General features: G+C 63.9%; 18 protein-coding genes, 1 tRNA gene and 1 riboswitch. Of the genes, 9 read left to right on the top strand and 10 right to left on the bottom strand.

Annotated features, from left to right (window positions below):
- Positions 1-30 precede the first annotated feature (30 nt).
- The 4 genes from K2Y42_RS03955 to K2Y42_RS03940 all read left to right on the top strand — a co-directional run bounded on the left by K2Y42_RS03955 (position 31) and on the right by K2Y42_RS03940 (position 3,247).
- On the top strand, positions 31-1,152 hold the full coding sequence (locus K2Y42_RS03955; protein WP_291148719.1) for an aminomethyltransferase family protein: 1,122 nt from the start codon (positions 31-33) through the stop codon (positions 1,150-1,152).
- A 92-nt stretch (positions 1,153-1,244) separates the two neighbouring features.
- Positions 1,245-1,697: a group II truncated hemoglobin gene (locus K2Y42_RS03950; protein WP_291148717.1), complete on the top strand. Its 453-nt coding sequence runs from the start codon at positions 1,245-1,247 to the stop codon at positions 1,695-1,697.
- Between the two features lie 14 nt (positions 1,698-1,711).
- Positions 1,712-2,614, top strand: coding sequence for a DMT family transporter (locus K2Y42_RS03945; RefSeq protein WP_291148716.1), 903 nt, complete (start codon positions 1,712-1,714; stop codon positions 2,612-2,614).
- A gap of 297 nt (positions 2,615-2,911) precedes the next feature.
- Positions 2,912-3,247 carry a DUF962 domain-containing protein gene (locus K2Y42_RS03940; protein ID WP_291148714.1) on the top strand — a complete coding sequence of 112 codons (336 nt, stop codon included), beginning with the start codon at positions 2,912-2,914 and terminating at the stop codon, positions 3,245-3,247.
- Between the two features lie 736 nt (positions 3,248-3,983).
- Here K2Y42_RS03940 and K2Y42_RS03935 read toward each other — a convergent pair.
- Entirely contained in the window at positions 3,984-5,390 is a 1,407-nt protein-coding gene (locus K2Y42_RS03935; protein WP_291148711.1) for an aldehyde dehydrogenase family protein, read from the bottom strand.
- A gap of 150 nt (positions 5,391-5,540) precedes the next feature.
- Here K2Y42_RS03935 and K2Y42_RS03930 point away from each other — a divergent pair, with 150 nt between their 5' ends.
- On the top strand, positions 5,541-6,458 hold the full coding sequence (locus K2Y42_RS03930) for a LysR family transcriptional regulator (protein ID WP_291148708.1): 918 nt from the start codon (positions 5,541-5,543) through the stop codon (positions 6,456-6,458).
- A 62-nt stretch (positions 6,459-6,520) separates the two neighbouring features.
- A complete protein-coding gene (locus tag K2Y42_RS03925; protein ID WP_291148706.1) occupies positions 6,521-7,756 on the top strand; it encodes an MFS transporter in 1,236 nt (411 codons plus the stop codon).
- Between the two features lie 61 nt (positions 7,757-7,817).
- Here the strand turns inward: K2Y42_RS03925 and K2Y42_RS03920 are convergent, their stop codons facing one another.
- The 8 genes from K2Y42_RS03920 to K2Y42_RS03885 all read right to left on the bottom strand — a co-directional run bounded on the left by K2Y42_RS03920 (position 7,818) and on the right by K2Y42_RS03885 (position 18,529).
- Positions 7,818-8,642 carry a phosphatase PAP2 family protein gene (locus tag K2Y42_RS03920; RefSeq protein WP_291148703.1) on the bottom strand — a complete coding sequence of 275 codons (825 nt, stop codon included), beginning with the start codon at positions 8,640-8,642 and terminating at the stop codon, positions 7,818-7,820.
- Between the two features lie 214 nt (positions 8,643-8,856).
- Positions 8,857-10,659, bottom strand: coding sequence for an allophanate hydrolase (atzF, locus tag K2Y42_RS03915; protein WP_291148700.1), 1,803 nt, complete (start codon positions 10,657-10,659; stop codon positions 8,857-8,859).
- The gene (gene uca, locus K2Y42_RS03910) at positions 10,656-14,282 is read right to left on the bottom strand and encodes an urea carboxylase (RefSeq protein WP_291148698.1); all 3,627 of its coding nucleotides are present in this window, start codon (positions 14,280-14,282) and stop codon (positions 10,656-10,658) included. The genes atzF and uca overlap by 4 nt, the downstream gene beginning before the upstream one ends.
- A gap of 1 nt (position 14,283) precedes the next feature.
- Positions 14,284-14,931: an urea amidolyase associated protein UAAP2 gene (locus K2Y42_RS03905; protein ID WP_291148696.1), complete on the bottom strand. Its 648-nt coding sequence runs from the start codon at positions 14,929-14,931 to the stop codon at positions 14,284-14,286.
- A gap of 14 nt (positions 14,932-14,945) precedes the next feature.
- Entirely contained in the window at positions 14,946-15,665 is a 720-nt protein-coding gene (locus tag K2Y42_RS03900; RefSeq protein WP_291148693.1) for an urea amidolyase associated protein UAAP1, read from the bottom strand.
- Positions 15,666-15,773: 108 nt separating this feature from the next.
- Positions 15,774-16,610 carry an ABC transporter ATP-binding protein gene (locus K2Y42_RS03895; RefSeq protein WP_291148691.1) on the bottom strand — a complete coding sequence of 279 codons (837 nt, stop codon included), beginning with the start codon at positions 16,608-16,610 and terminating at the stop codon, positions 15,774-15,776.
- Positions 16,607-17,425 (bottom strand): ABC transporter permease subunit, encoded by an 819-nt coding sequence (locus K2Y42_RS03890; protein WP_291148689.1) that lies wholly within the window; start codon positions 17,423-17,425, stop codon positions 16,607-16,609. Before K2Y42_RS03890 ends, K2Y42_RS03895 begins: the two co-directional genes overlap by 4 nt.
- 39 nt (positions 17,426-17,464) lie before the next feature.
- Positions 17,465-18,529: a putative urea ABC transporter substrate-binding protein gene (locus K2Y42_RS03885; protein ID WP_291148687.1), complete on the bottom strand. Its 1,065-nt coding sequence runs from the start codon at positions 18,527-18,529 to the stop codon at positions 17,465-17,467.
- Between the two features lie 119 nt (positions 18,530-18,648).
- Positions 18,649-18,765, bottom strand: a riboswitch (guanidine-I (ykkC/yxkD leader).
- A gap of 414 nt (positions 18,766-19,179) precedes the next feature.
- On the opposite strand from K2Y42_RS03885, the gene K2Y42_RS03880 reads away from it, so the two are divergent.
- Positions 19,180-19,647 carry a GNAT family protein gene (locus K2Y42_RS03880; protein ID WP_291148685.1) on the top strand — a complete coding sequence of 156 codons (468 nt, stop codon included), beginning with the start codon at positions 19,180-19,182 and terminating at the stop codon, positions 19,645-19,647.
- A gap of 542 nt (positions 19,648-20,189) precedes the next feature.
- Here K2Y42_RS03880 and K2Y42_RS03875 read toward each other — a convergent pair.
- Positions 20,190-20,279 (bottom strand) — tRNA-Ser (locus tag K2Y42_RS03875).
- 371 nt (positions 20,280-20,650) lie between these two features.
- On the opposite strand from K2Y42_RS03875, the gene K2Y42_RS03870 reads away from it, so the two are divergent.
- The gene (locus K2Y42_RS03870) at positions 20,651-21,670 is read left to right on the top strand and encodes a septal ring lytic transglycosylase RlpA family protein (protein ID WP_291148682.1); all 1,020 of its coding nucleotides are present in this window, start codon (positions 20,651-20,653) and stop codon (positions 21,668-21,670) included.
- Positions 21,671-21,812: 142 nt separating this feature from the next.
- Positions 21,813-23,264: a Do family serine endopeptidase gene (locus K2Y42_RS03865; RefSeq protein ID WP_291148681.1), complete on the top strand. Its 1,452-nt coding sequence runs from the start codon at positions 21,813-21,815 to the stop codon at positions 23,262-23,264.
- The last annotated feature ends 29 nt before the right edge of the window (positions 23,265-23,293 follow it).

Here is a 23,293-nt window from a genome sequence, read left to right as displayed (position 1 = left end):
TGCATTTCAGAGAAACTGGAGGAGACATCCATGTCCACCATTACCCGCACGACTGCGCTTGAGAGCCGGCATCGAGCACTCGGTTCCGATCTCACGCAGTCGTGGAACGGCTTGCCTATCCCGCAGAACTACAGCACCGATCCCTATGAGGAAGTGACGGCAACGCGCACCCGCGCCGGCCTGATCGAGGTGTCCGGCCTCAACATCGTCAATGTCTCGGGCCCGGATGCGCTCGCATATCTCAACTACCTGTTGACCACCGACGTGTCGCGCGCCGCCCCCGGCGACTCGCACATCTCCAACACCGTCAACGACGCCGGCGCTCTGATCGACGACGTGCTGGTGTACGTCGATGGCGCAAACACGTATCGCATTTCGCACGGCGGCGGCGCCTTCGCTGACGCGCTCAAGGAATATGCGCCGAAGTACAACGTGAAGGTCGAGCGCGACGACGACGTCCACATCCTCTCCCTGCAGGGTCCTGTGGCGCTGGAGGTGCTCACCCCGCACACTCCGGCAAACCTCAAGGACCTCGGCTACTTCAAGCACCTCAAGACCACGCTGTTCGGGCGTCCCGTGTCCATCGCGCGCGGCGGCTACTCGGGCGAGCGCGGCTACGAGGTCTTCACGAGCCGTGCCGACGCAGGCTTCATGTGGGATTCGATCCTCGAAGCAGGCAAGTCGAAGGGCGTCGTTCCGGTGTCGTGGACGTGCCTCGATATCGTGCGCGTCGAATCCGGCCTGCTGTTCTTCCCCTTCGACATGCCGCACGGCGATACGACCCCTTGGGAAGTTCGCGCCGATTGGACCGTCGACCTGAACAAGGCGGATTTCCGCGGCAAGGCCGCGGTCGCCGCTAGCAAGGGCAAGGAACGCTCCCTCATCACCGGCATGGAAGTCGAAAGCGCAGAGGCGGTCACGCCGGGCGCCAAGGTTTTCGCCGGCGGCAAGGAAGTTGGCATTGTCACGAGCACGGTTTTCAGCCAGCACCTCATGAAGTCCCTGGCCATGGCGCAGATCGCGCCCGCTCAGACGGCGCTCGGCACGGCGCTTGAAATCAAGGACGGCGACAAGACGCTCAAGGCGACCGTCGTACAGATGCCGTTCTACGATCCGCTGCGGCTGAGAACGCATCCCCCGGCGCGCAGCTAAGTTCCGGCGCGCCTTAACTTGGGCCGGAAGCAGAATGGGTTTCCGGCCCACTTTTCGACCTCCGACGATCTGAGCGAAAGGAGCGAACAGAGATGCATCCGCATGGACGCGCGGCGCCGGGCCCTGTGGCCACCGGGCCGGGCATGGCCCCGTCTCTCTACGATCAGATCGGCGGAGAAGAGGCCCTGCGCCATCTGGTGGAAGTCTTCTACGACATCGTGGAGTTTGAGCCGGATGGCAAGGAGTTGCTCGCGCTTCATCGGCGCGGGCACGGCGTCGCCCACTCGCGCATCGAGCAGTTCAATTTCCTCTCCGGATTTTTCGGCGGGCCCCCGTCCTACGTGACGAAGCATGGGCATTCGGATGTTCGTTACATGCACGAACATATCGAAATCACCGCTGAAACACGGGATGCATGGCTGCGCTGCATGTCGGCGGCGATCGATCGCGTCGGATTGCAGTCCGTGAAAGACCAGCTCATGCGGCCGTTCACCAAGGTCGCATTCATGCTGCACGAGGAAAGCCTGCAAAGACAGGCGAAATAAACGGGAGCATCTTTGTGCTGGCTGAAAGTGTGACTGCGCGCCACCGGCGCGCCGGTGTCTGTCTTGTTGCCGCATCGGCATTCTGCTGGAGCCTGGCCGGCGTCTTCGAGCGAGCGGCCGATGTAAGCTCCGCCACGTTGATTTTCTGGTCCTCCATCGCCGCGTTCGTGGGCCTGGGACTGGCGTCTGTCGTGCAATCCAACACCGGCATCGTGAGGAAGCTGGCAAACTTCGGAAAGCCGGAGCTGCTGTACATCGCAGCCGCCACGCTGACGACGATGAGCTGCGTCATTGCTTTGCGCCACACCACGGTTGCGAACATCATGGTGATCTATGCGTCGTTGCCGTTCGTGGCGACCGCGGTCGCCTACCTCTGGCTTTCGGAGCGCGTGAGCCGCAAGTTCGTCATCGCCGGGCTCGGTGCGGTGACGGGCGCGGTGCTGACCGCGACGGCGGCGGCCTCGCAGAATGACGGGATCGGAACGCTCGCGGCCTTCGTCATGACGGCAAGCTACGCCTGTCAGCTCGTGCTCGTGAAGCGCTACCCCAACTTGGATATCCTGCTCGTCAGCGCCATTTCTGCGGCTGTCTCGGCGATGGTCGCGGCACCCTTCGTCGCGCAGTGGAGCCTGGGCGGATGGGAGCTTGCCGCGAGCTCGATGTACGGCTTGGTGTCCTTCGGGCTCGGCACCGTCTTGGCCCTTGCAGGCGGACGTTTGATCAAGTCAGGGGAGGTGGGCTTCATCTCGATGCTCGACGTGGTGTTGAGTCCGGTTTGGGTCTGGCTCATTTTTAACGAGCAGCCTCCGCTCTTCTCCGTGATCGGCGGCATGATCGTGCTGGGCTCCGTGGCCTGGTATCTGACGGAGGAGGGCGACGTCTCCGCGCCGTCCGAGCTGCAAGGCGCGAAGGTCTGACGCGCGCAATGCCGGACACGGCCGTGACGAACGCCGATTTGTCCGCCGTTCGGCCGCGCGGCGATGCGCAGGGTCGGGCCGTGCGTGACGAGCGAGCAATTCGCGGCTATTCTCCTACAAGGACCACGCGATTGCACTTTGGCTGCGGCCGCTTCGCGCGTCACTGGCGAGAGAGCCCCATCCGACGCGCGCCAGAACGAGAACGCAGGCGAAACGCGCCGTCCAAGATCATCTGGAACGGATACAAGTGGTCCTCGGCAAAACTCGACAGGCGCTTGGCGCCTGAAGGAGACCGGCATGACCGCGCCCGCCTCGTTCGAAGAGTTCTGGCCTCAGTATCTCGAAGCGCACTCCAGCGGAAAGACCCGCTGGTTGCATGTCTTCGGAACGCTGCTTGGGTTCGGTATTGCCGCCGTTTGCCTCGGCTTTGGCAGGCCCCTTTGGGCGCTTAGCGCCGTCGGCATCGCCTATGGGATTGCCTGGATCAGCCATCTCGTCTTCGAGAAGAACATGCCGGCGACGTTCTCCAATCCCTGGTGGTCGCTTCGGGGCGACATGCGCATGGTCCAGCTTGCGCTGACCGGCGGGTTGAAGTCCGAGATCGCGCGTTTCCAGGCCAACAAGTCCGCCTGACATCTCCCGTCGGTGACACGCAACCCGGCTGCGACGCCAGGGGCCAAGACGTGCGCGGGCCGGCAGGCGCGAGCCCGTCCTGCTGTGCTTGAGATCGCGAGGCTGCGACGTTTCGCCACCTGAACAAGCGACCGGCGGCGTTGGGCGAGTCTCTATAATGCCACACTGTTGGCGATTCTGCTCTGAAGGCCTTCAGGGCCCGCGCCTAGGCGGTCGACAAGCCGATCGTGAGGTGATTTTCTGTAACGACGACTTGTGTGTGCGTAGGAGTGCTGAAAGTGAACAGCTGGGTCGAAATCGGCAAGTGCACGATCTGGACGATGGCCCTGAGCGCGATGCTCATGTGGTACATGACCCCCCTGACGGCTGCCCCCTAACGAATTCTGACGGAACTGCGCGGGTCATCGAAGATCCGATAGCCGTTTTTCGCCTTCACAAGCGCGCGCTTGTCGGAGCGCGTTGTCGCGACGCCGCGTCGAGCCAATCGTCACCGAATGGCGCGATCCAAATCGCGCATCAAGTTTCCAACACGCCCCCCACTTCTGAGGCGCGGCCGGATAGCGGCACGGTACGTTTGCAACGTGCGGCGTCGTCGTTCGATGGCGCCGCGGGACGGTCCATACCGTATCGACGGTCCCTACCATATCGGTGACGCTTTTTAACAAATGGCTGACGGCATTCGCCGCACGGAACCGTTGGACGGACGTGTCCGCTCAGTCCCGTGCGGCGCTCGCGATTATAGGGCTTCGTTGACAACCTGCACTTGCGTGTACTCGAGAAGCCCCTCTTCACCAATCTCGACGCCAAGACCCGAACTCTTCGCGCCGGCCTGAGGAATGTGTGGCGCGATATCGGCGTGCTTGTTGATGAAGACGGTCCCCGCTTCCAGTTTCAGAGCGACCTCTTTGGCGCGTGCCCGATCGGATGACCAGACCGAGGCGCCGAGGCCGTAGTCGGTCGCGTTGGCGCGCGCGATCGCTTCGTCGAGAGTCCTGTACTTCAAGATCGGGAGAATGGGCCCGAACTGCTCTTCGTCGACGAGCTTCGTGCCCTCTTCGATGTCTTTGACGATCGTCGGCTGAATAAAGTACCCCGGACGATCCGGCACGTTCCCGCCCGCAATGACCTTGCCGTTGGCGTGCGCGTCGGAGAGATAGGCTTTCACTTTTTCGTACTGCGTGGCGTTCTGCAGAGGCCCGACCACGGTGCCCTGCTGGAGGCCGTCGCCGAGCACCGCCTCGCGCGCGAGCTTTGCGAGCTCATCGCACATGGCGTCATACTGGCTCTCGTGCACATAGAGCCGCTTCAAGGCCAGACAGACCTGTCCGGTGTTGAAGAACGCGCCTTGGAAAATGCCAGGCGCCACATCTTTCGGATTGGCGTCCTGAAGAACGATCCCGGGATCGTTGCCGCCCAGCTCCAGCGTGAAGCGCTTCATCGACTTGGCGACGTTGCCGAGAACCTTGAGACCCGTTGCCGAGGAGCCCGTGAAAGCCACCTTGGCCACATCCGGGTGGCCGGTGAGAACATCGCCGAGATCGTTGGCATCCGTGACGATGTTGATGACGCCGGCCGGAACGACGTCGGCAATCAGCGCGCCAAACATCAGCGTGGCAAGCGGCGTGGTCGCCGCCGGTTTGACGACGATCGTGTTGCCGGCAAGCAGCGCCAGCGGAACTTTGAAAGCCGTGATCATCAGCGGAAAATTCCACGGGATGATCGCCGCGATCACGCCCAGCGGCCGGCGATGCAACTCGACGCGGCGCGCGTTGCTGTCCTCGAGAACCTTGGGATCGAGGCTGAGGCTCGCGGCGTGACGAAAGAAGGACGCGGTGATGTCGACTTCCCCTTGCGCCTCTTTCAACGGCTTGCCCTGCTCGGAGGTGAGCAAGCGCGCCATCTCTTCGCGGCGGCTCTCCACCGCTTCGGCCACGCGAATGAGCACCTTGCGTCGCTCGTCCAAGGACGTGTTCGCCCACTTCGGGAACGCCTTTTTCGCGGCCGCGACGGCCTCGTTCAACTGGCGCGCCGAGCCGCGAGGGCACGTTGCGATGCGCGCCTCGGTCGCGGGGTTGAGCACGTCCATCGTGCTGTCACCGTCGACCAGCTTTCCGTCGATCAGAAGTTTATATTCGCCCGACATCCTGTTCTCCCCAGTGATTAAGGACCTCCGGGCGTAACAGCTCGTCATTCGCGCGAGCTATAGACTGGCGCTCATACGTGTTATGATTGCGAACCCTCGATGCTGCGCTATGCTTAGGTAATAGGCGCCTGGGGTTTGTGCTTCCGACTCATGAAAAACATCGACCTGCAGCTGCGCCAATTCATAGCCATCGCGAGTGCCGGATCCGTTTCCAAAGCAGCCGATGTCTTGGGGTTAACGCAATCCGGATTGAGTAAGCAGCTCTCGAATTTGGAAGACGGTCTCGGCCAAACCCTCTTCGAACGCCACGGGCGCGGCGTCGTCTTGAGTTCGGCTGGCAAGACCTTGTACGACGCAATCAAGCCCTCCTACGATCTGATCGATGCAACCGTCGTGCGCCTGCGCGAAGAGCAAGGTATTACCGAGGGTCGCTTGCGGATTGCCACCATTCATCCGTTGAGCTCCTATTTCATCCCCGGCGTCATTGCGAAGTTCATGGCGCAGCGGCCGAGCGTCAACGTCTCGATGCTCGGGCGCAGCTCGCCGGACGTCATCGCTCTGGTGGAGACGGGCAAGGTCGACATCGGTTTTGTCTACGACGAAGCGGTCGCCACGGCCGAGATCGAGGAAACCATTCTCTTCGACGAGAAGATGTCGCTCGTCGTTCCGCAGAACTCGGATATGGCGCGAGCGGACAGCGTCGATCTGGGAAATGCGCGCCTCGCGTTGGTCGTCTTTCCGGCGCCCTACTCGCAGCGGCGGATGCTCCAATTGCACGGCCTCGATTCCCATGCGGTCGCCGAGGTCGAAACGCTGGACGCCATGCTGAAGCTGGTGTCGCTCACCTCCGGGCAATGCATCCTGCCGGACCACATTTCAGGCGCGGCCCTTGCCGAGTACGGCCTTGTTGCGATCCCGATCTCCGCGCCATTGTTGCGAAGGCGCGTCGTCGCCATTCATCGCAAAGGCCGCGCCCTCTCCAGCCTCGCCAATCTGGTGCTCGAAATCGCGCGCGCCGCGATCGAGTTCCGAGGTGATGTCATAGCTCCTAGAACCGCAGGGCCATAGCTGCGTGCCACGCATCGGCGTTACGAGGGAGCCTTGAAGAGTGATCTGAGGGCGAGGCGGGATTGACCAACACCTATCGCGCCGCGGCGACTGAACCGGAGCAGACGCAACTTTCGCCTCCTGCGCCGTCGCCGCTTTCGAAAAGCGCGCCGCTTTTGGCAGCGATCATACTCGTGGCGTTGAGCCTCAGGCCGGGCATCGCGTCGCTCGGGCCGTCGTTGCCCTACATCATCGAGGATCTCAACCTCTCCCATACGGTGGCTTCGTTTGTCGGCGCCATCCCGCCTTTGCTGATGGGGCTTCTCGCTTTTCCAACCCCGTGGTTATCGCGCCGGTTCAGTCTCGATCGCGTTCTGCTTCTGGCCCTGCTGGTTTGCGGCCTCTCGGTCGCCGCGCGCGGCTGGGCATCGGACTGGTTGGAGCTTGTCCTGGCGACCATCGGGGTCGGGGCCGGTATCGCTGTGGCCCAAGCCCTTCTCGGCGGCGTCATCAAGACCGCCTTTCCCGACAACACGTCGCTGGTGATGGGCGTCTATGCCACGACGCTCTCACTGGGTGCCGCTGTGTCCGCGCTCACGACCCAGGCGGTGATAACCCAAACCGGCCATTGGTCGCTCGCAATCGGCGTATGGTCCGTTCTCAGTCTCGTGGCGGCGGTGGCCTGGGTGTCCACCCGGACACGAGTGAGCGAGCCTGCCGCGCATCAGAGTGCGTCTCCACGTAGGCCTTCCGGCGCGATGCGCGCGTGGCAGATCGCGATCCATTTCGCGATTACGGGCATTCTATTTTACGCGCTTATGGCGTGGCTCGCGCCGCTCTATCGCGAATTGGGGCTGTCGCCGTCGCGATCCGCCTCGACCGTCGCGGTCTTCAGCGCGACGTTCATGGTGGGCAACCAACTCGCAGGCTGGCTGAGCCGAACGCGCGACCGCCGGCCCTGGCTGTTCCTCTCGAGCTTTGTCGCTTCCATCGGAACGCTGGCGCTCGCCCTCGCGCCGTTGTCCGCGCCGTTCGCAATTGTCTCTCTGTGTGGCGTGGGGCTAGGCGGGTCGTTCACGCTCGGCATGACGCTTGTTCTCGACAACACGCGCACCACCGAGGAAGCCAATCAATGGAACGGGTTTGTCCTGGGCGTCGGCTATTCGCTGGCGGCGCTCGGCCCTGTCATTTTCGGCTATTCGCACGACGTCGTCGGCAACTACCACACCGCGCTCTGGTGCGGTGCCGCCATTTCACTCTTCGCAATTCCCCTGGCTTTTGTCCTGGCGCCACCGCAACTCGACGCGTCGGAGACTTGAGCGGGGTCGCTGGCGCGAAGCGATATGACGGAGCGACCCCGGCTGCCGCCAGGATATTCCGCTATTGGCCGCGTGCCAAAGCCGAATCTTCTGCGGCGCAGCTCAGAGGAGAAGATGAACCGCTTGCTTTCGCGGCGGCCAGCTCGTCGCGCGCAGCGGCAACATCAGCGAGAAATTCTGCATTGCTGTGAAGCGTGGCCACCGTTGCAGCACCCATCGTACGGCCCGCGTCGACGTCGCTTTGCCAATGCGCGTTGCAAATCACGCGGCTCTGACCGAATTCCATGCCGCGCTTGAGCAGAATATTGCCGCGCTCGGGGTTGATCTCGGCCAAGACAAGCGCCCAAGCCCAGCCTGCCGCAGTATGACCCGACGGGTAGGAGCCGTCATTGCGTAGCAATGGCTCCTGATCGGGCCAGCAGGTGCCCTCGTTGTGAACCACGAAAGGACGGACACGGTTGAAAGAGTTCTTGACGCCATAAGTAGACAGCCCTGCGTCCGTGAGCACCTTCTGCATCAAGCGATAGAGGTGAGGCGTTGCGTTCTCATCGATACGGACGCCCATCGCGCAAGAGAAGTTTTTCGCCGGCTGCGGAAACGCGAGATCTGCGTCCAGGCGCGCGAGGTCCCAGCGTGCTGTGCCGCGCAGTTGTACAGTTGCGCTTCTTGCTTCCTCGTCACGCCCAAGCGCAGCGCTTCCCTCCGCCGGCGGAGGTCCGAGCAGTTCGCGGCTATCGGGCAAATCTTTTTGCGCGAGATAGCCTGGAGCCAACTGGAAATGGGGATCAGTGACCTTGGGAGACGCAGTGTCCGCTGTTGAGGAGGCATTGTTCAGGACCATCGCAACAACGAATAGGAAGGCGAGTTCGTACGCTTTCGACTGCACGGAAATGGGCTCCTAAGATGCACGCTACGTCAGCTTCGGTGCGTGCTGCATACGATCGCAACTATTAAGATGTTGGCTCCGAGCTCCCTAATTTTGTCTCATCTGGCAGACAATCCGCACCACCGTCCAAATTGGTGGGTCATCAGAGGATGTCACCTCAGGGTGCGCGCTCGGCGGAGTCTGCGTCTACTTTGCGGTAGCAGATTTACGGCATCTACAATTGGGCGGTCCGCGTGAGCCAGGCGCGCCATCCGCCGTACGCAGTGATGTCTTCGGCGTCTGCGACGGCGTGAGCTTCGCAGAGGAATCCTTTGACCCGCGACCCGTCATCGAGCTTCAAGGTGCCGATGCCGAGCGGGGGTGGGATGAGCGCGACGAACGAGCCGAACGCGGCCTCTTCCATCTCCCAGATCTCGACCTCGATGCCGCCGGCGCCTTCGCCGTCGAAGACAAGGCCCGGCTTGGCGGGCGTCGTTCCAGCGAGCGCATAGAAGCTGTAGCCCGGGGCCGTGCGAGCAGACTTTATCAATCGGGCCGATCGTTCCTGAAGTTGCACGTTGAGCGGCTGACCGGTGAGATGTGCGCCGACGACGGCGACGGCAATGCGTCCTGCTGCAGTCGGGACCGCGGGCTGCGTGTCGTGCAGTTTGACCGGCGTCGCCCCAAGCCGCAAATCCGGCGAGGCGCGATGCAAAGCGTCGCCGATGGCGGCGAGCCTCCCGTCGTCGAAAGCGCGGCCGATCAGCGTGACGCCGAAGGGGAGGCCGTTGGGGCGGAAGCCGGCCGGCACTGCCAAGGCTGACAGATCCATCAAGTTCACGAAGTTGGTGTAGTACCCGAGGTTGGAATTGAGCTGGATCGGATCGGCAAGCAATTCGCTGATCTTGTACGTGGTGCCGCTGGTCGGCAGCAGCATCACGTCCATGGCTGCCCATTGCGCGTCGGCTTCGCGCGTGAGATCGGCGAGGCGATAGAAGCCATCGAAGGCATCGACCGCCGACAGCTTGGCGGCATTCAGGATGATGCTGCCGACAACCTCGTGCAGCGCGTCCGGCTTGGTCTCGGCGAAGGAGCGGATGGCAGCCAGCCTCTCGGCAACCCATGGGCCCTGATAGAGAAGGCGGGCAGCATCGCGGAAGGGCGTGAAATCGAACGCGACGATGCTCGCTCCGCTCTCCTTGAGCCGCGCGACACTGGCGCGGTAAAGACGCTCCGCCTCGACGTCGCCAAAGAACTCGAGACCATCGGCGGGGATGCCGACACGCAGGTTTGGAGGCAGGCTCTCGACCGCAAACTGACGCGGCGGCTTGCGGGAATAGGCATCTTCTGCATCGTAGGCTGATGCGGTTGCCATGACTTTCGCCGCGTCTGCGACGTTCAGCGCAAAAATGGAAATCGTGTCCTGCGTGCGGCAGGCGGGCACGACGCCGGTGGCGCTTAGCACACCTTTGGTCGGCTTCAAGCCGACGATGTTGTTGAAGCCTGCGGGGACGCGGCCGGATCCCGCCGTGTCGGTGCCGAGAGAAAACGAGACGACGCCCGATGCGACGGCTACGGCCGAACCTGAGCTCGATCCGCCGGAGACGTACTCCGGGTCGAACACGCTCGACGGGATGCCATAGGGCGAGCGTGTTCCGACGAGCCCGGTTGCGAACTGATCGAGGTTCGTCTTGCCGATGGCGATGGCGCCGGCTGCCTCCAGCCGGGCAACAACAGTCGCCGAGCGCTTCGGCGCGTATGCGAACTCCGGGCACGCGCACGTCGTTGGCAGGTTGGCGACGTCGATGTTGTCCTTGACGGCAAACGGAATGCCATAGAGCGGTCCCTTCGGCGCGCCTCTAGCCTTTTCGAGTGCGTCCGCCATTGGCAGAAGCGAGATCCAGACCGGTTTCTCGCCGCGTTCGGCGATGCGGCGGTAGACTTCCTCGATCACTGCGGCCGGCGTGAAGGCGCCGGACGCATACCCATCAGTCAGTGCGCCGATGTCGAAGGAAAGTTCGTCGAGTCCTGCGGTCACTGCGCCACCTCCTGCGTCTCGTCGAGTAACACGACCAGAATTTGACCGAGCGACACGGGGCGACCCTCGGCGCATCTCACCTCGGCAACGATGCCGCTCGACGGCGCATGTACGGACATCTCCATCTTCATCGACTCCACCACGACGAGGAGATCGCCTTCCTTGACGCGCGTGCCCTTGCTGACCTCGACCTTCCACACAGCGCCAGGAACGGAGCTTGCGACGGCGACGGCATTGTCCGGGAGCGCGTCGTCTCCGCCATCCTCGGCGGGAGCATCACCGACGACGGCGCCGGACTGATCGCTCGCCTGCCAGCGCGAGCGCTCTTCCTCGAAAGCCGTTTGCTGTTTGGCCTTGAACACCGCGATGTCTGACGCGTTGTCGGCGAGGTAGGCGCGATAGTCCGCGAGCTTGAACGTCGTAGGCTCGATCTTTAAGCCGGCCTTGCCCTGCAGGAAGCCATCTCGGAACTGTATGAGCGCGTCGGCCGAGACCGGATAGAAGCGGATCTGATCGAAGAAGCGCAGAAGCCATGGCTTGTCCGCTTCGAACTCCGCCGTCACGCGATGCGTGTTCCAGACCTGGGCCGTGCGGCCGATGAACTGGTAGCCGCCGGGGCCCTCCATGCCGTAGATGCACATATATGCGCCGCCGATGCCGACGGCATTCTCCGGCGTCCAGGTGCGCGCCGGATTGTACTTCGTGGTCACAAGGCGGCAACGCGGGTCCAGCGGCGTCGCGACTGGCGCTCCGAGATAGACGTCGCCGAGCCCCAAAACGAGATAGCTCGCGCCAAAGGCAATGCGCTTGACGTCCTCGATGCTGTCGAGACCGTTGATCCGCCGGATGAACTCGATGTTCGACGGGCACCACGGGGCATCCGCGCGCACGGACTGCATGTATTTCGAAATGGCGAGCTGCGTTGCGGCATCGTCCCACGACAGCGGCATGTGGACGATGCGGCTCGGCACTTCGATATCGCCGATGTCGCCCATGGCATCCTCGATGCGCGACAGCTCGTCGAGCAGGGAGGCCAGCGGCAGCACGCGGCTGTCGTAGTGGATCTGTAGCGAGCGGATGCCAGGCGTGAGATCGATAATGCCGGTAACGGCCCGCGCTTCGAGGCGCGTCATGAGAACATGCGCGCGGAAGCGAAGCTCGAAATCGAGCACGATCGGGCCATACTCCACCAGCAGATACTTGTCGCCGGCCCGGCGATAGACGACGCGGGGCAGGGCGTCGCGCGCCGGACGTTCGCCGACCACGCAGTCGTCAGCGCCGACTGTGCTGTGATCGATCAGAATTGGACCGGTCGGCTCGACGAGCGACGCAACCTCCTGATCCTGCCGCAGCTCGAGCGCCGAGGCTTCGACCGGTGTCAGTCGCTCGAAGCGCACCTTGTCGCCGGGCCGGAGCTGGCCGAGCTTCCACAGTTCCGCGGCGACAATCGTGACCGGGCAGACGAAACCGCCGAGCGAGGGTCCGTCCGGGCCGAGGATCACCGGCATGTCGCCGGTAAAGTCGACAGCGCCAATGGCATAGGCGTTGTCGTGGATGTTGCTCGGATGCAGGCCGGCTTCACCTCCATCCGTACGTGCCCATTGCGGCTTGGGGCCGATCAGGCGGACACCCGTGCGGTTGGAGTTGTAATGCACCTCCCACTTCGCGGCGAAGAAGGCGGAAATGTCGTCTTCGGTGAAGAAGTCCGGCGCGCCGTGCGGACCATAAAGAACGCCGATCTCCCATTCGCGGGTCATCTCGGGTCGCATCTCCACGGCAAGAGATGCCGCGGCACTCGCTGTCCCCGTGTCGGCATCGCCGATGTGCAGAACATCGCCGGGCAGAAGCGCGCGGCCCCCGTGCCCGCCGAACTTGCCGAGCGTGAAGGTCGCGCGGCTGCCGAGATAGTCCGGCACGTCGAAGCCGCCGCGCACGGCGAGATAGGCGCGCGCACCGGCACCCGTCACGCTGCCGAGCTTCAGCACGTCGCCGGCGGCGACACCGACGGGTTGCCAGAAGGGCACGACGCGGTCGCCGATCTTGGCCGGCATCTCCGCGCCCGTGAGGCAGATCACCATGTCGGCGTTGAACTGCAGCGTCGGGCCGGAGAGCGTGATCTCGAGCGCAGGCGTTCCCTCGGCGTTGCCGACAAGGCCGTTGGCATAGCGGAACGAGAGGTGATCCATCGGACCGGACGGGGGAACGCCGACGGCCCAATAGCCGGTACGGCCCGGCCAGTCCTGGATCGTCGTCTGAGTGCCCGGCGCCAGGACCTCAATGGTCTCGGCGCGATAGGGGAATGTCGCGAGCGTGCGTGTCAGCATCTCGCCCGCAGCAAGAACGTCCGACGCCGCGAGCTGGCGAAGATAGTCGAGATTGGTTTCGAGGCCGCCGATCTCGGTGGCGTCGAGCGCGTCGCGAAGGTTCAATAATGCGTCCTCGCGCGTGCCGGCCTTGACGATGATCTTGGCCAGCATCGGATCGTAGAACGGCGAGACATCGGCGCCGCTTTCCACCCAGGTCTCGACGCGCGCATGCTTAGGCCACGCCACATGCGAGAGCTGACCGGAGCTCGGGCGGAAGTCACGGCCGGGATCCTCGGCATAGAGGCGCACCTGGATCGAGGCGCCCATCGGCGCGACTTTCTCCTGATCCAGCGGCAAGGTCTCGCCTGCGGCCTGACGCACCATCCACTCGACGAGGTCGAGGCCGGTGACTTCCTCCGTCACGCCGTGCTCCACCTGGAGGCGCGTGTTGACCTCGAGGAAATAGAAGTCGTCGGTATCGCTGTCGTAGAGGAATTCGACCGTGCCCGCGCTTTCGTAGGAGACCGACTTGCCGAGATCGCAGGCCGTTTTCCAAAGCGCGGCGCGGGCTTTGTCGGAGAGCCCCGGAGCCGGCGTCTCCTCGATGACTTTCTGGTTGCGCCGCTGGGCCGAGCAGTCGCGCTCGCCGAGGGCGATGACGCGGCCCGTGCCGTCGCCGAAGATCTGCACCTCGATGTGCCGGCCACGCGCCACGTACTTTTCGAGAAAGAGACCTGGATCCTTGAAGTTGTTGCGAGCCAGGCGCTCGACGCGTTCGTAGAGCGGCGCGAGTTCCGTCTCGCTGCTCACGAGCTGCAAGCCGATGCCACCTCCACCCGCCGTGCTTTTCAGCATGACCGGATAGCCGATGCGGCGGGCTTCCGCCTCGGCTTCGGCGACGGTAGCAACCAGCCCCGAGCCCGGCGCGAGCGGGACGCCGGCAGCCAGCGCCAACTCGCGCGCACGATGCTTCAAGCCGAACGCGCGCATTTGATCCGGCTTGGGACCAATGAAGACGATGCCGGCCTTTGCGCAGGCGTCGGCGAAATCCGGGTTCTCCGAGAGAAAGCCATAGCCCGGATGGATAGCATCCGCGCCCGTCGCCTTGGCTGCGTCGAGAATGGCCTCGACCTTGAGGTAGCTTTGTGCGGCAGCCGACGGGCCGATGGCGACGGCCTCGGTCGCCTGCGCGACATGCATGGAATGGCGGTCGGCCTCAGAGTAGACGGCGACGCTAGCAAGTCCCATGCGGTCGAGCGTACGGATGATGCGGCAGGCAATGGCGCCACGATTGGCGATGAGGACTTTCTTGAACACGTCAGGTGCCCTCCGACCAGATCAGAACTTCAAGAGGCGTGGGGTTGTAAGCATTGCAGGGATTGTTGAGCTGCGGGCAGTTCGAGATGAGAACGATCACGTTCATCTCGGCGCGCATCTCGACGTACTTGCCCGGCGCGGAGACGCCGTCTGCGAACGTCAATCCGCCGTGGGGCGTCACCGGCACGTTCATGAAGAAGTTGATGTTGTGGGCGATGTCGCGCTTCGTCAGGCCGTACTGCTCGTTTTCAATCGTCGCCAGCAGATAGCTGTCGCGGCAGGCATGCATGCTCTTCTTATCGAGCGCGTATCGGACTGTGTTGCTCTCGGTGGCGCAGGCGCCGCCCAACGTGTCGTGCCGTCCGACCGTATCTGCCGTGATCGTCATCAACGGGCGGCAGAGATCGGACAGAAGGACCGATCCGGGGCCGAGATAGACGTTGGCTTGCTCTCGAATGGTATCGCAGACGGAGTAGCGCTCATGCGGGTCGTCGGCATTGTAAAATAGGGTATCGGCCGCCTGGTTGCCTTCCACATCGACGATGCGCAGCGTCTCGCCGCGCTTGACGACGTGCATCCAGTAGTCACCGGCCAGGACCGTCTCGCGATAGGCGGCGGCCGCAGGATCGCGCGTGCTTTCCTTGATCATGTCCCCCTCCTTTCTCAACAGCAGCCGGCGTGAAAGATGCGGTTGTTCTCGAAGCCGCGGCCGTTCTCGGGAGCGGAGAGCAGGCACGGATCGTCGGCGGCGGCCGGCACGCTTTCGAGGATCTCGAAGCGGACGGGTTTGCTCGGATAAGTAGGGCTCGGATCGAGCGGATGCGGGCAGGTGTGGAAGAGGACGAGCGTGTCCATCTCGAAGCGCAGCTCGACCAGAGCGCCGGCTTTGGCGGCGGACGCATCGAACGTCATCTTGCCGCTGTCGTCAGTGCTGACTTTGCTGAACCAGTTGAGGTTGGCTGCGAGATCGCGACGGCCCAGGCCGTACTTCGCCGCCTCGACGAGGAAGCTGTCGCGGCCGTTCTGTTGCCAGTCGTTGCGGACCTTTTGGTAGGTCGAGCCGCCCCAGCGGGCGGCGACCATCGCCTTGGTTGAGGAGCCGCAGACGGTGTCGTGCCAGCCCGCCGTGTCGGCCACGATCGAGCAGAAGATGCGCCCCATGTCGGAATAGAGGCAGTGGCCCTGGGTGAGCTTGAAGGTGTGCTGGCCCTTCAGCGTGTCGGGCGCGTTGTAGCGTTCGAGAAGGTTCGAGGGGTTGTAGAACAGCATGCCGACATTGGCGCCGCCGTCGAGATCGGTGATGCGCAGGCGATAATTGCGCCGCATGATCATCGACCAGTGCTTCCCACCGGGTAGAACATCGCTGTAGATCACGTCGTTCACGCCGCTGCTCCTCTCTGCGGGCGCTTCATCCCGCGTTGTTCTGTCCGGGCCGTCCCGGGGGCGAGAAAGAAGCCGCGCGGGGTCGTCCCCGGCGGGAGGCTGTTCGGCTCAGCTGCGGGCTTCACCGCTGGTTTGATCGAGCTGCTTCGCGATGTCCGGAAGCGGGCCGGCAACCTTCTTGGGCCACACCTCGAAATCGCGCGTGATGCTTGCGCCGGCTTTCGACATCGCCTCGGCGAGCGAGAGATCGTCGAGCGTCGCGCCGTAGCGTTCCAGCTCCTCGGGCCTGTTGCGGGGGCGCTCGAAGGCGATGACGCGCGAGCCGAGGCGGAACGCTTCGGACAGGTCGTGCGTCACCATCACGACGGTCAGATCGTTCTCGTTCCAGATCTTGCGGATCAGAACGTGGATGTCGGCGCGGATGCCGGGGTCGAGTGCGCCGAACGGTTCGTCGAGCAGCAGTATTTTCGGCTTCCGGTTGAGGGCCTGCGCCAGTGCGAGGCGCTGCTGCATGCCGCCCGAGAGCGCCGTCGGATACTTATCCTCATGACCCTTGAGGCCGACCGCTTCCAAGAGCTTGTGGGCTTCGTCTGCAGCCTCGCGCCGGCGCCGTCCGAACAGCTTGCCGAGGAAGGGTGACTGCTGGAATTCGCGCCCAACCATGACGTTGGCCAGAACGGTCAGGTGCGGAAAGACGGAGTAGCGCTGAAAGACGACGCCGCGATCGGAATCCGGCTCGGCCTTGAGAGGCGCGCCACCGACCAGGATCTTGCCGCGCGTGGGCTTCTCCTCACCGAGAAGCATGCGCAGGAATGTTGTCTTGCCACAGCCGGATGGACCGACGAGGGCCACGAACGAGCGCGGCGCGATGTCGAGATCGATGCGTTCGAGCACGACGTGGCTGCCGTACTCCTTCCAGACCTTGTCGAAGACGATCCCCGTCATGCCGCGCGCGCTCCTGCAAACCAGGGGAATGCCCGGCGCTGGAGAAGTCGGAGCGCGAGATCCATCAAGAAGGCGAGCAGCGTGATCCAGATGACGTAGGGAATGATCACGTCCATGGCGAGGTAGCGCCTGACGAGAAAGATGCGGTAGCCGAGCCCGGAATCGGCGGCGATGGCTTCCGCGGCGATGAGGAACAGCCAGGCCGGACCGATTTCGAGGCGAACCGCATCGATCAGGCGCGGCAGGATTTGCGGCAGCACGACACGCAGGCCGATCTGCCAGGTCGACGCTCCGAGCGTCTGCGCCTTGATGAGCTGTTCGCGCGGCAAATCGCCGACGCGCAGGGCCACGTCCCGGATCAGCTTCAGCGTCGTGCCAATCACGATCAGCGTGATCTTTGCCGCATCCCCCAGTCCCATGATGATGAAGAGGATGGGCAGGAGCGCCAACGGCGGAACCATGGACATCACGGCCACCACAGGGCCGAACGTGGCGCCCATGACCGGCAAGAGGCCGATCATGATGCCGAACACGAGCGCGATCAGGATCGAGATGGCGAGCGCGGAAAGAAGCAGCGTCATGCTCGACGCCGTGTCGTTCCACATCAGGTAGATGCCGCTGCGCGCGTCAGGTTGAAGCGCATAGTGCTTGACGGCCTCGACCATCGAATTGAAGCCGGGCAGCAGCTTGTCGTTGGGGTTCTCGGCCAGGCGAATGGCCGAGCCCATCGTGTAGGCAATCAAGAGAGCGAGGAACGGCAAGAGCGCGAGCGCGAAGCTCCACGTTCTGTCGGGCTTGAGGTTCAACAGGCGCATCGGTGTCCCGGGTCTTGCCGTTCTCAGTTGCGTGGAAGATCAGAGCTTTCCGTCAGCCGCTTCCTGCATGTACGTCGCGTCGAAGCGGAGCTTCACGTTGCCCTTCTCGCCGAACACGCTCTTGTCGGGGAACTCGATGCCGATGGCGCCGGCAGACTTCGCGTCCTTGCCAAGGAGGGCTTTGTCGAACAGGAAGTTGGAGACAAGCTCAGACTTGGCTTTGATGTCTGCGCCGGTGGTGAAGGCGAGGGCGTCGGCAGGGGTGGCGAACAGCTTGGTGGTCTTGAGCTGATCATCGAAACCGGCGACATCGGTGCCGGACGCTTTCGCCATATGCTCCTTGGCGGCCTTGTCCTCGGCGAGCGCCTTCATGGTGTCGTACCAGATGCCGGCCAGCGCCTTTCCGAACTTGGGATTGTCTTTCAGGACCGCGGTGTTGGCGACCAGGAGGTCGATGATCTCACCCGGGATCGACGAGCTGTCGAAGACGACCTTGGCGCCCGGAGATTCAAGAATGGTGGAGACGATGGGCTTCCAAGTGACGACCGCGGTGACATCGGCCGTGCCGTAGGCTGACGCCATGTCGGCGTCCGACGTGTTGACGACTTTAACGTCCTTCTCGGCGAGCTTGATGCTCTCCAAGGCGCGCGCGAGCAGGTAGTGCGAAACCGAGAACTCGACGAGGTTGACGGTCTGGCCCTTGATATCCTCGAGCTTGTCCTTGCCCTTCAGGATGACGGCGTCGTTGCCGTTCGAGTAGTCGCCAACGATCACCGCCGTGGTGTCGACGCCGCCTGCCGCGGGGATCGAGAGCGCGTCCATGTTGGTGAGGGTCACGGCATCGAAGGCGCCGGCCGTGTACTGGTTGATGCTCTCGACGTAGTCGTTGAACTGCTTCACCTCGATGGTGATGCCGTACTTGTCGGCCCACTTCTTGACGATGCCGGAGTCGGCGGCATAGCCCCACGGCATCCAGCCGACATAGATCGACCAGGCGACCTTGAAATCTTTCTTCTCAGCGGCTTGCGCGCCGGGAAGTGTAAGCGCTGCGCACGCTGCCGCGGCGACGGCGCCCTTGAGGAACGTGAAGAGGGACCGGTTCATGAAACACCCCTGTGCTGACCAACCAACTGTCGTTCGCAAGGGGCCAAGGACGAACGGGGGCGCAAGACGCACACGAAGGAGGCCTTCCGTTCGAGAGCTTGGGGCTCCCTGCGGTGTAGGTCTCCCGGGCTTTTATCCCGCCGTGGCTTCGCTCAAGCGGTGGGCCTGAGCGAGAGGGCCTCTCTCGGACCAGCATCGACGCAGGATGCGCGATCGGAACCCTAGAGGCATTATGAGATGGCTAAGTGCACGCGCCGTGCCAGATGAAGCCGCCCGCCAAATCGAGCCCAGTTGAGCGCGCACAACCGCTGTGCCGCCGCAAATTTCATCCAACTGGCTAGTCGTTGGGCAGCCCAGCTTTCAACGTCGGCTTCGGACTGAGCGACGCAAAGTTGCTCACGATCATCGATGACAGCCCGGTCCATGGCGGAGCACGGCTTCGCCATCACGCGCGCGTGGGCAGTCGCCTCTCATACTTTACAAGCAGGCAACACAAACGCATATTACAACAATTACAGGAGATTGCCTTTGCTCATCGCTCCCATTTCTTACCGTTACCACGGCTGAACAATGACGTGAGCGACAAATCGCGCCTCTGATCGGCTTACGCGGATAGCGTCTTCGGGCGCACTCTTCATTCGAGAGACACAATGATCTTAGAGAGCACTGACGAGGATTATGCCTCGCTGGTTCGCGGAATTGCGCCCCGAACCTTCAAACTACCTGATACGCCGATCGCACCCAAGGAGGTGCTTCAAATGCTGGCCAACGTAGCCGCACGAGTGCGTGAATCATTCTCACCGGCGTCTTGGCTTATCGTCGATGACGATGAAGTAGCGGGCCTGTGCTCCGTCACGCGCCCGCCGATCGGCGGTGTTGTGGATATCGGCTATGGCATCGCGCCAAGCCGGCAAAATCGCGGTATCGCAAGCCGGGCGATCGGCGACATCATGGCATGGGCGCAGAACGCGCCCCATGTGAATGCCCTGACGGCTGAGACGAGTCCGGCGAACTTGCCATCCCAGCACGTTCTCAGTCGCAATGGCTTCAGGAAAGTTGGCGAACGCCACGACGATGAGGACGGACTTCTCATCTGCTGGCGTTGCTCGTTCGACTAAGCTCCGTCGGTGATTGGAGCGAACATGAAAACTCGCTCCAATCATTCCTGATCTAGCGCCTGCTTGCATGCCTCGGAGAGGTCAAGTTCGAACTCTGACAGCCCGAAGGGCTTGGGAGCATCTTGGCGGAGCCAAGCTTCGCTTAGACGCGACCCGGCGCGAGCGCTGCCCATGCGGAGCGCCTGTCCATGCGGAGCATGGCTTCGCCATGACGGGCGTGAGCGACAACGTGGCGGAGCCGAAGGGAGAACTTCGAACTTCGGCCCGAAGGGCCAGGGAGCGTCTTGGCGGAGCCAAGCTTCGCTTGGACGCGACCCGCGGCCAGTGCCGCGCCCGCGCGGAGCCTGCTGCGCGGGCGTGAGCGCCAGCTAGCAGCCCGAAGGGCTCGGAAGCAACGCGACCCGCGGCCAGTGCCGCGCCCCCGCGGAGCCCGCTGCGCGGGCGTGAGCGCCAGCTAGCAGCCCGAAGGGCTCGGGAGCAACGCGACCCGCGGCCAGTGCCGCGCCCCCGCGGAGCCCGCTGCGCGGGCGTGAGCGCCAAAGTGGCGGAGGGAGTGGGATTCGAACCCACGGTGAGCTTGCACCCACGCCGGTTTTCAAGACCGGTGCCTTAAACCACTCGACCATCCCTCCGAAGTCCGCCGCGCCCGCACCCTGCCGCTCGAAAGCGGACGGGCCCTGGGGCTCGCAACGGCGCTGGACCCTACACAGTCCGTGCCTGCCCCTCAAGCCGCAGGTTTGGCCGGCCCACGGCCGGGTTTCGAACCCCTTAAGACCCTGGCGCAAACCCCGCTTAACGGGATCGCAATTGCTCTCTGTCATCGTGCAAGGGCTTCGGCAAAGGCCGCGAAACAGTGGCCACCGAAGTGTCTAGGCAGGAAAGGCCCGTTGTAAGGGCCTGTGGGATGGCGTTGATGTCGCGTATGCATAGCCAAGGCGCAAATGCGCCTGGACACCCGTATTCTCAGACGATTGGGACCCCACCCAAGGGCGCGCCTCGTGCAATGGCGCTGACTTTGGCGATTGCCGCCGCGGCGGCCATGCTGGGGGGATGCTCGAGCACCCAAAGCGTCGTCTCCGGCGCCTTCTCGTCATCGGACAAGTCGGGCGGCCCGATGTTTCCGGAATCCAAATGGGGCGTCAGCGCCAGCCGCCGCGTCGCCGCGGACGGCGATCACATTCCCAAGGGCGGCGGACGCTACAAGGTCGGCGACCCCTATCAGGTCGGCGGACGCTGGTACAACCCGCGTGAGCAGACGGACTACGACCGCGTCGGCATCGCCTCCTGGTACGGCAGCGACTTCCACGGCCGCCACACCGCCAACGGCGAAGTGTTCGACATGAACGCGCTGACGGCCGCGCACCCGACGCTGCCGATGCCGAGCTATGCCTATGTCACGAACCTCAGCAACAACCGCACCATCCTCGTGCGCATCAACGATCGCGGACCGTACGTCGGCGATCGCGTCATCGATCTGTCGCGCAAATCCGCCGACGCGCTGGGCCTTCGCGCGGGCGGCACCGGCAAGGTGCGCGTGCGCTATGCCGGCCGCGCGCCGCTCGACGGCAGCGATCATCACGAGCGCCAATACCTGGCCAGCCGGCCGTGGAATGGCGGCACCGACATTGCGGCCATGGAACGCGCTCAGTCGGCGCGCGAATGGGACGCCTACCGGCGCAATCCGAATTCTGTGACCGCAAACCCTGTCACGCAGGCCCAGGCCACGCCCAGCTATGCCTACAGGCCGGAGCAGCCGGCGCCGGAGAGGTTCCCGGCCCCGGAGCGCTATGCGGCGTCCGAGCCCGAGCGTTTCCCCGCGTACCCGCCGAGCCCGCCGGCCGGCTACACCCGCAGCCAGCTTCCGGATGTCGGCGCCGGCGCGCCGCTGCCGAGCCGCGATGGGGGTTACGGCCAAAGCTACGCCGACGTCAGCCGCGACACAGCCAGCCCCGGCACCCCCAGTCCCGACGCTGGCCGCGTCTGGACCCCGCACGAATACCGGGCGGCGTTGAACGCGCGCTAGGCGAACCTCGGGGCGAGCAGCCCCTAGCGCCCTGGAATTCTGACCAAAAACCCCTGAGAACCGGGCGCCGCCGTGACGCCTTCCGCCGGAGCGTCCGCTGCCCTATATCCTCGGGCGGGCGTTCGAGAGCAGGGGTCGCACGATGTTTCGATCATTCAGGAATGTGGCGGCCATCGCGGGCGCCGTGGCGCTCGGTGTGTTGGCTGTCGCCACGCTCGTTCCCCCGGCGACGGCGCAGAAATCCGAAAGCGGCCCCATCGTGCGCGAAGTTCCCCCTTCGCGGGAAGTGGCGCAGTATTCGTTCTCACCCATCGTGCGCCGCGCCGCGCCCGCGGTCGTCAACGTCTATGTCCAGCGCCGGGTGCAGACGTTCTCCTCGCCGTTCGCCAACGATCCCTTCTTCCGCCAGTTCTTCGGCGACGCCTTCGGCCAGCCATCGGAACGCATCCAAAGCTCGCTCGGCTCCGGCGTCATCGTCAGCTCCGATGGCGTCGTCGTGACCAACACGCACGTCATTCGCGGCCGCGGCGAAACGGAAATCCGCATCGCGCTCTCGGACAAGCGCGAGTTCGACGCCAAGGTCGTGAGCCAGGACGACAAGACCGACATCGCCATCCTCAAGATCGAGCACAACGGCCAGGTCTTCCCGACGCTTCAGCTCGAAGACTCGGACAACCTCGAAGTCGGCGACATGGTGCTCGCCATCGGCAACCCCTTCGGCGTTGGCCAGACGGTGACGAGCGGCATCGTCTCCGCGCTGGCCCGCAGCGAGGTCGGCACGTCCGACCTCCAGGTCTTCATCCAGACTGACGCCGCCATCAATCCCGGCAACTCCGGCGGCGCCCTGGTCGACATGTCCGGCAAGCTCGTCGGCATCAACACGATGATCTTCTCGCAGTCCGGCGGCTCGCAGGGCATCGGCTTCGCTATTCCGTCCAACCTTGTTCGCCTCTACGTCGAGGGCGCCGCCGAAGGGCGCGCGGTTGAACGTCCCTGGCTTGGCGCGCGGCTCGAAACGGTCACGCGCGACATGGCCGAGGGGCTTGGTCTCGATCGTGTCGCGGGAGCCGTCGTTGCCCGCGTGACGGAAGGCGGCCCCGCGGCCGTCGCCGGCTTGCGCGCGGGTGATGTCGTGCTGCACGTCGACGGCTTCGAAATTGCCGACGCGCGCGGCGCTCAGTACCGCCTCACGACGCGCGGCATCGGCAGCACCGTGAAGCTCGATGTGCTGCGCAAGGGACAACCGCAGACCGTCGAGATGACGCTCGTCACGGCGCCGAAGCCCGGCAAGAACGACGTGCGCAATCTCGCAGGCCAGCATCCGCTCGATGGAGCGCGCGTCTCGAACATCCTGCCGGGGCTGGTCGATGAAATGGGCCTCGACGCCGTGGACGGCGTGGTGGTGCTGTCCGTGCGCCGCGCCTCGACCGCCGCCCGTCTCGGCTTCCAGCCCGGCGACATCATCGCCCAGGTCAACGGCCAGCCGGTCACGACGGTCACCGATCTCGAGACCCGGCTGGGACAGCGCCAGCGCATGTGGCTCGTCGCCGTCAAGCGCGGCGACAAGGTCTTCAATCTTCAGGTGCCGGGCTAGCCTCGCCACCCACTGTCATCCTAGGCCCT

This window comes from Hyphomicrobium sp. (assembly GCF_019744875.1).
Lineage (GTDB): Bacteria > Pseudomonadota > Alphaproteobacteria > Rhizobiales > Hyphomicrobiaceae > Hyphomicrobium_C.
Note: the sequence above shows the minus strand (reverse complement) of the source record. Positions and strands in the feature narration are given on the sequence as shown.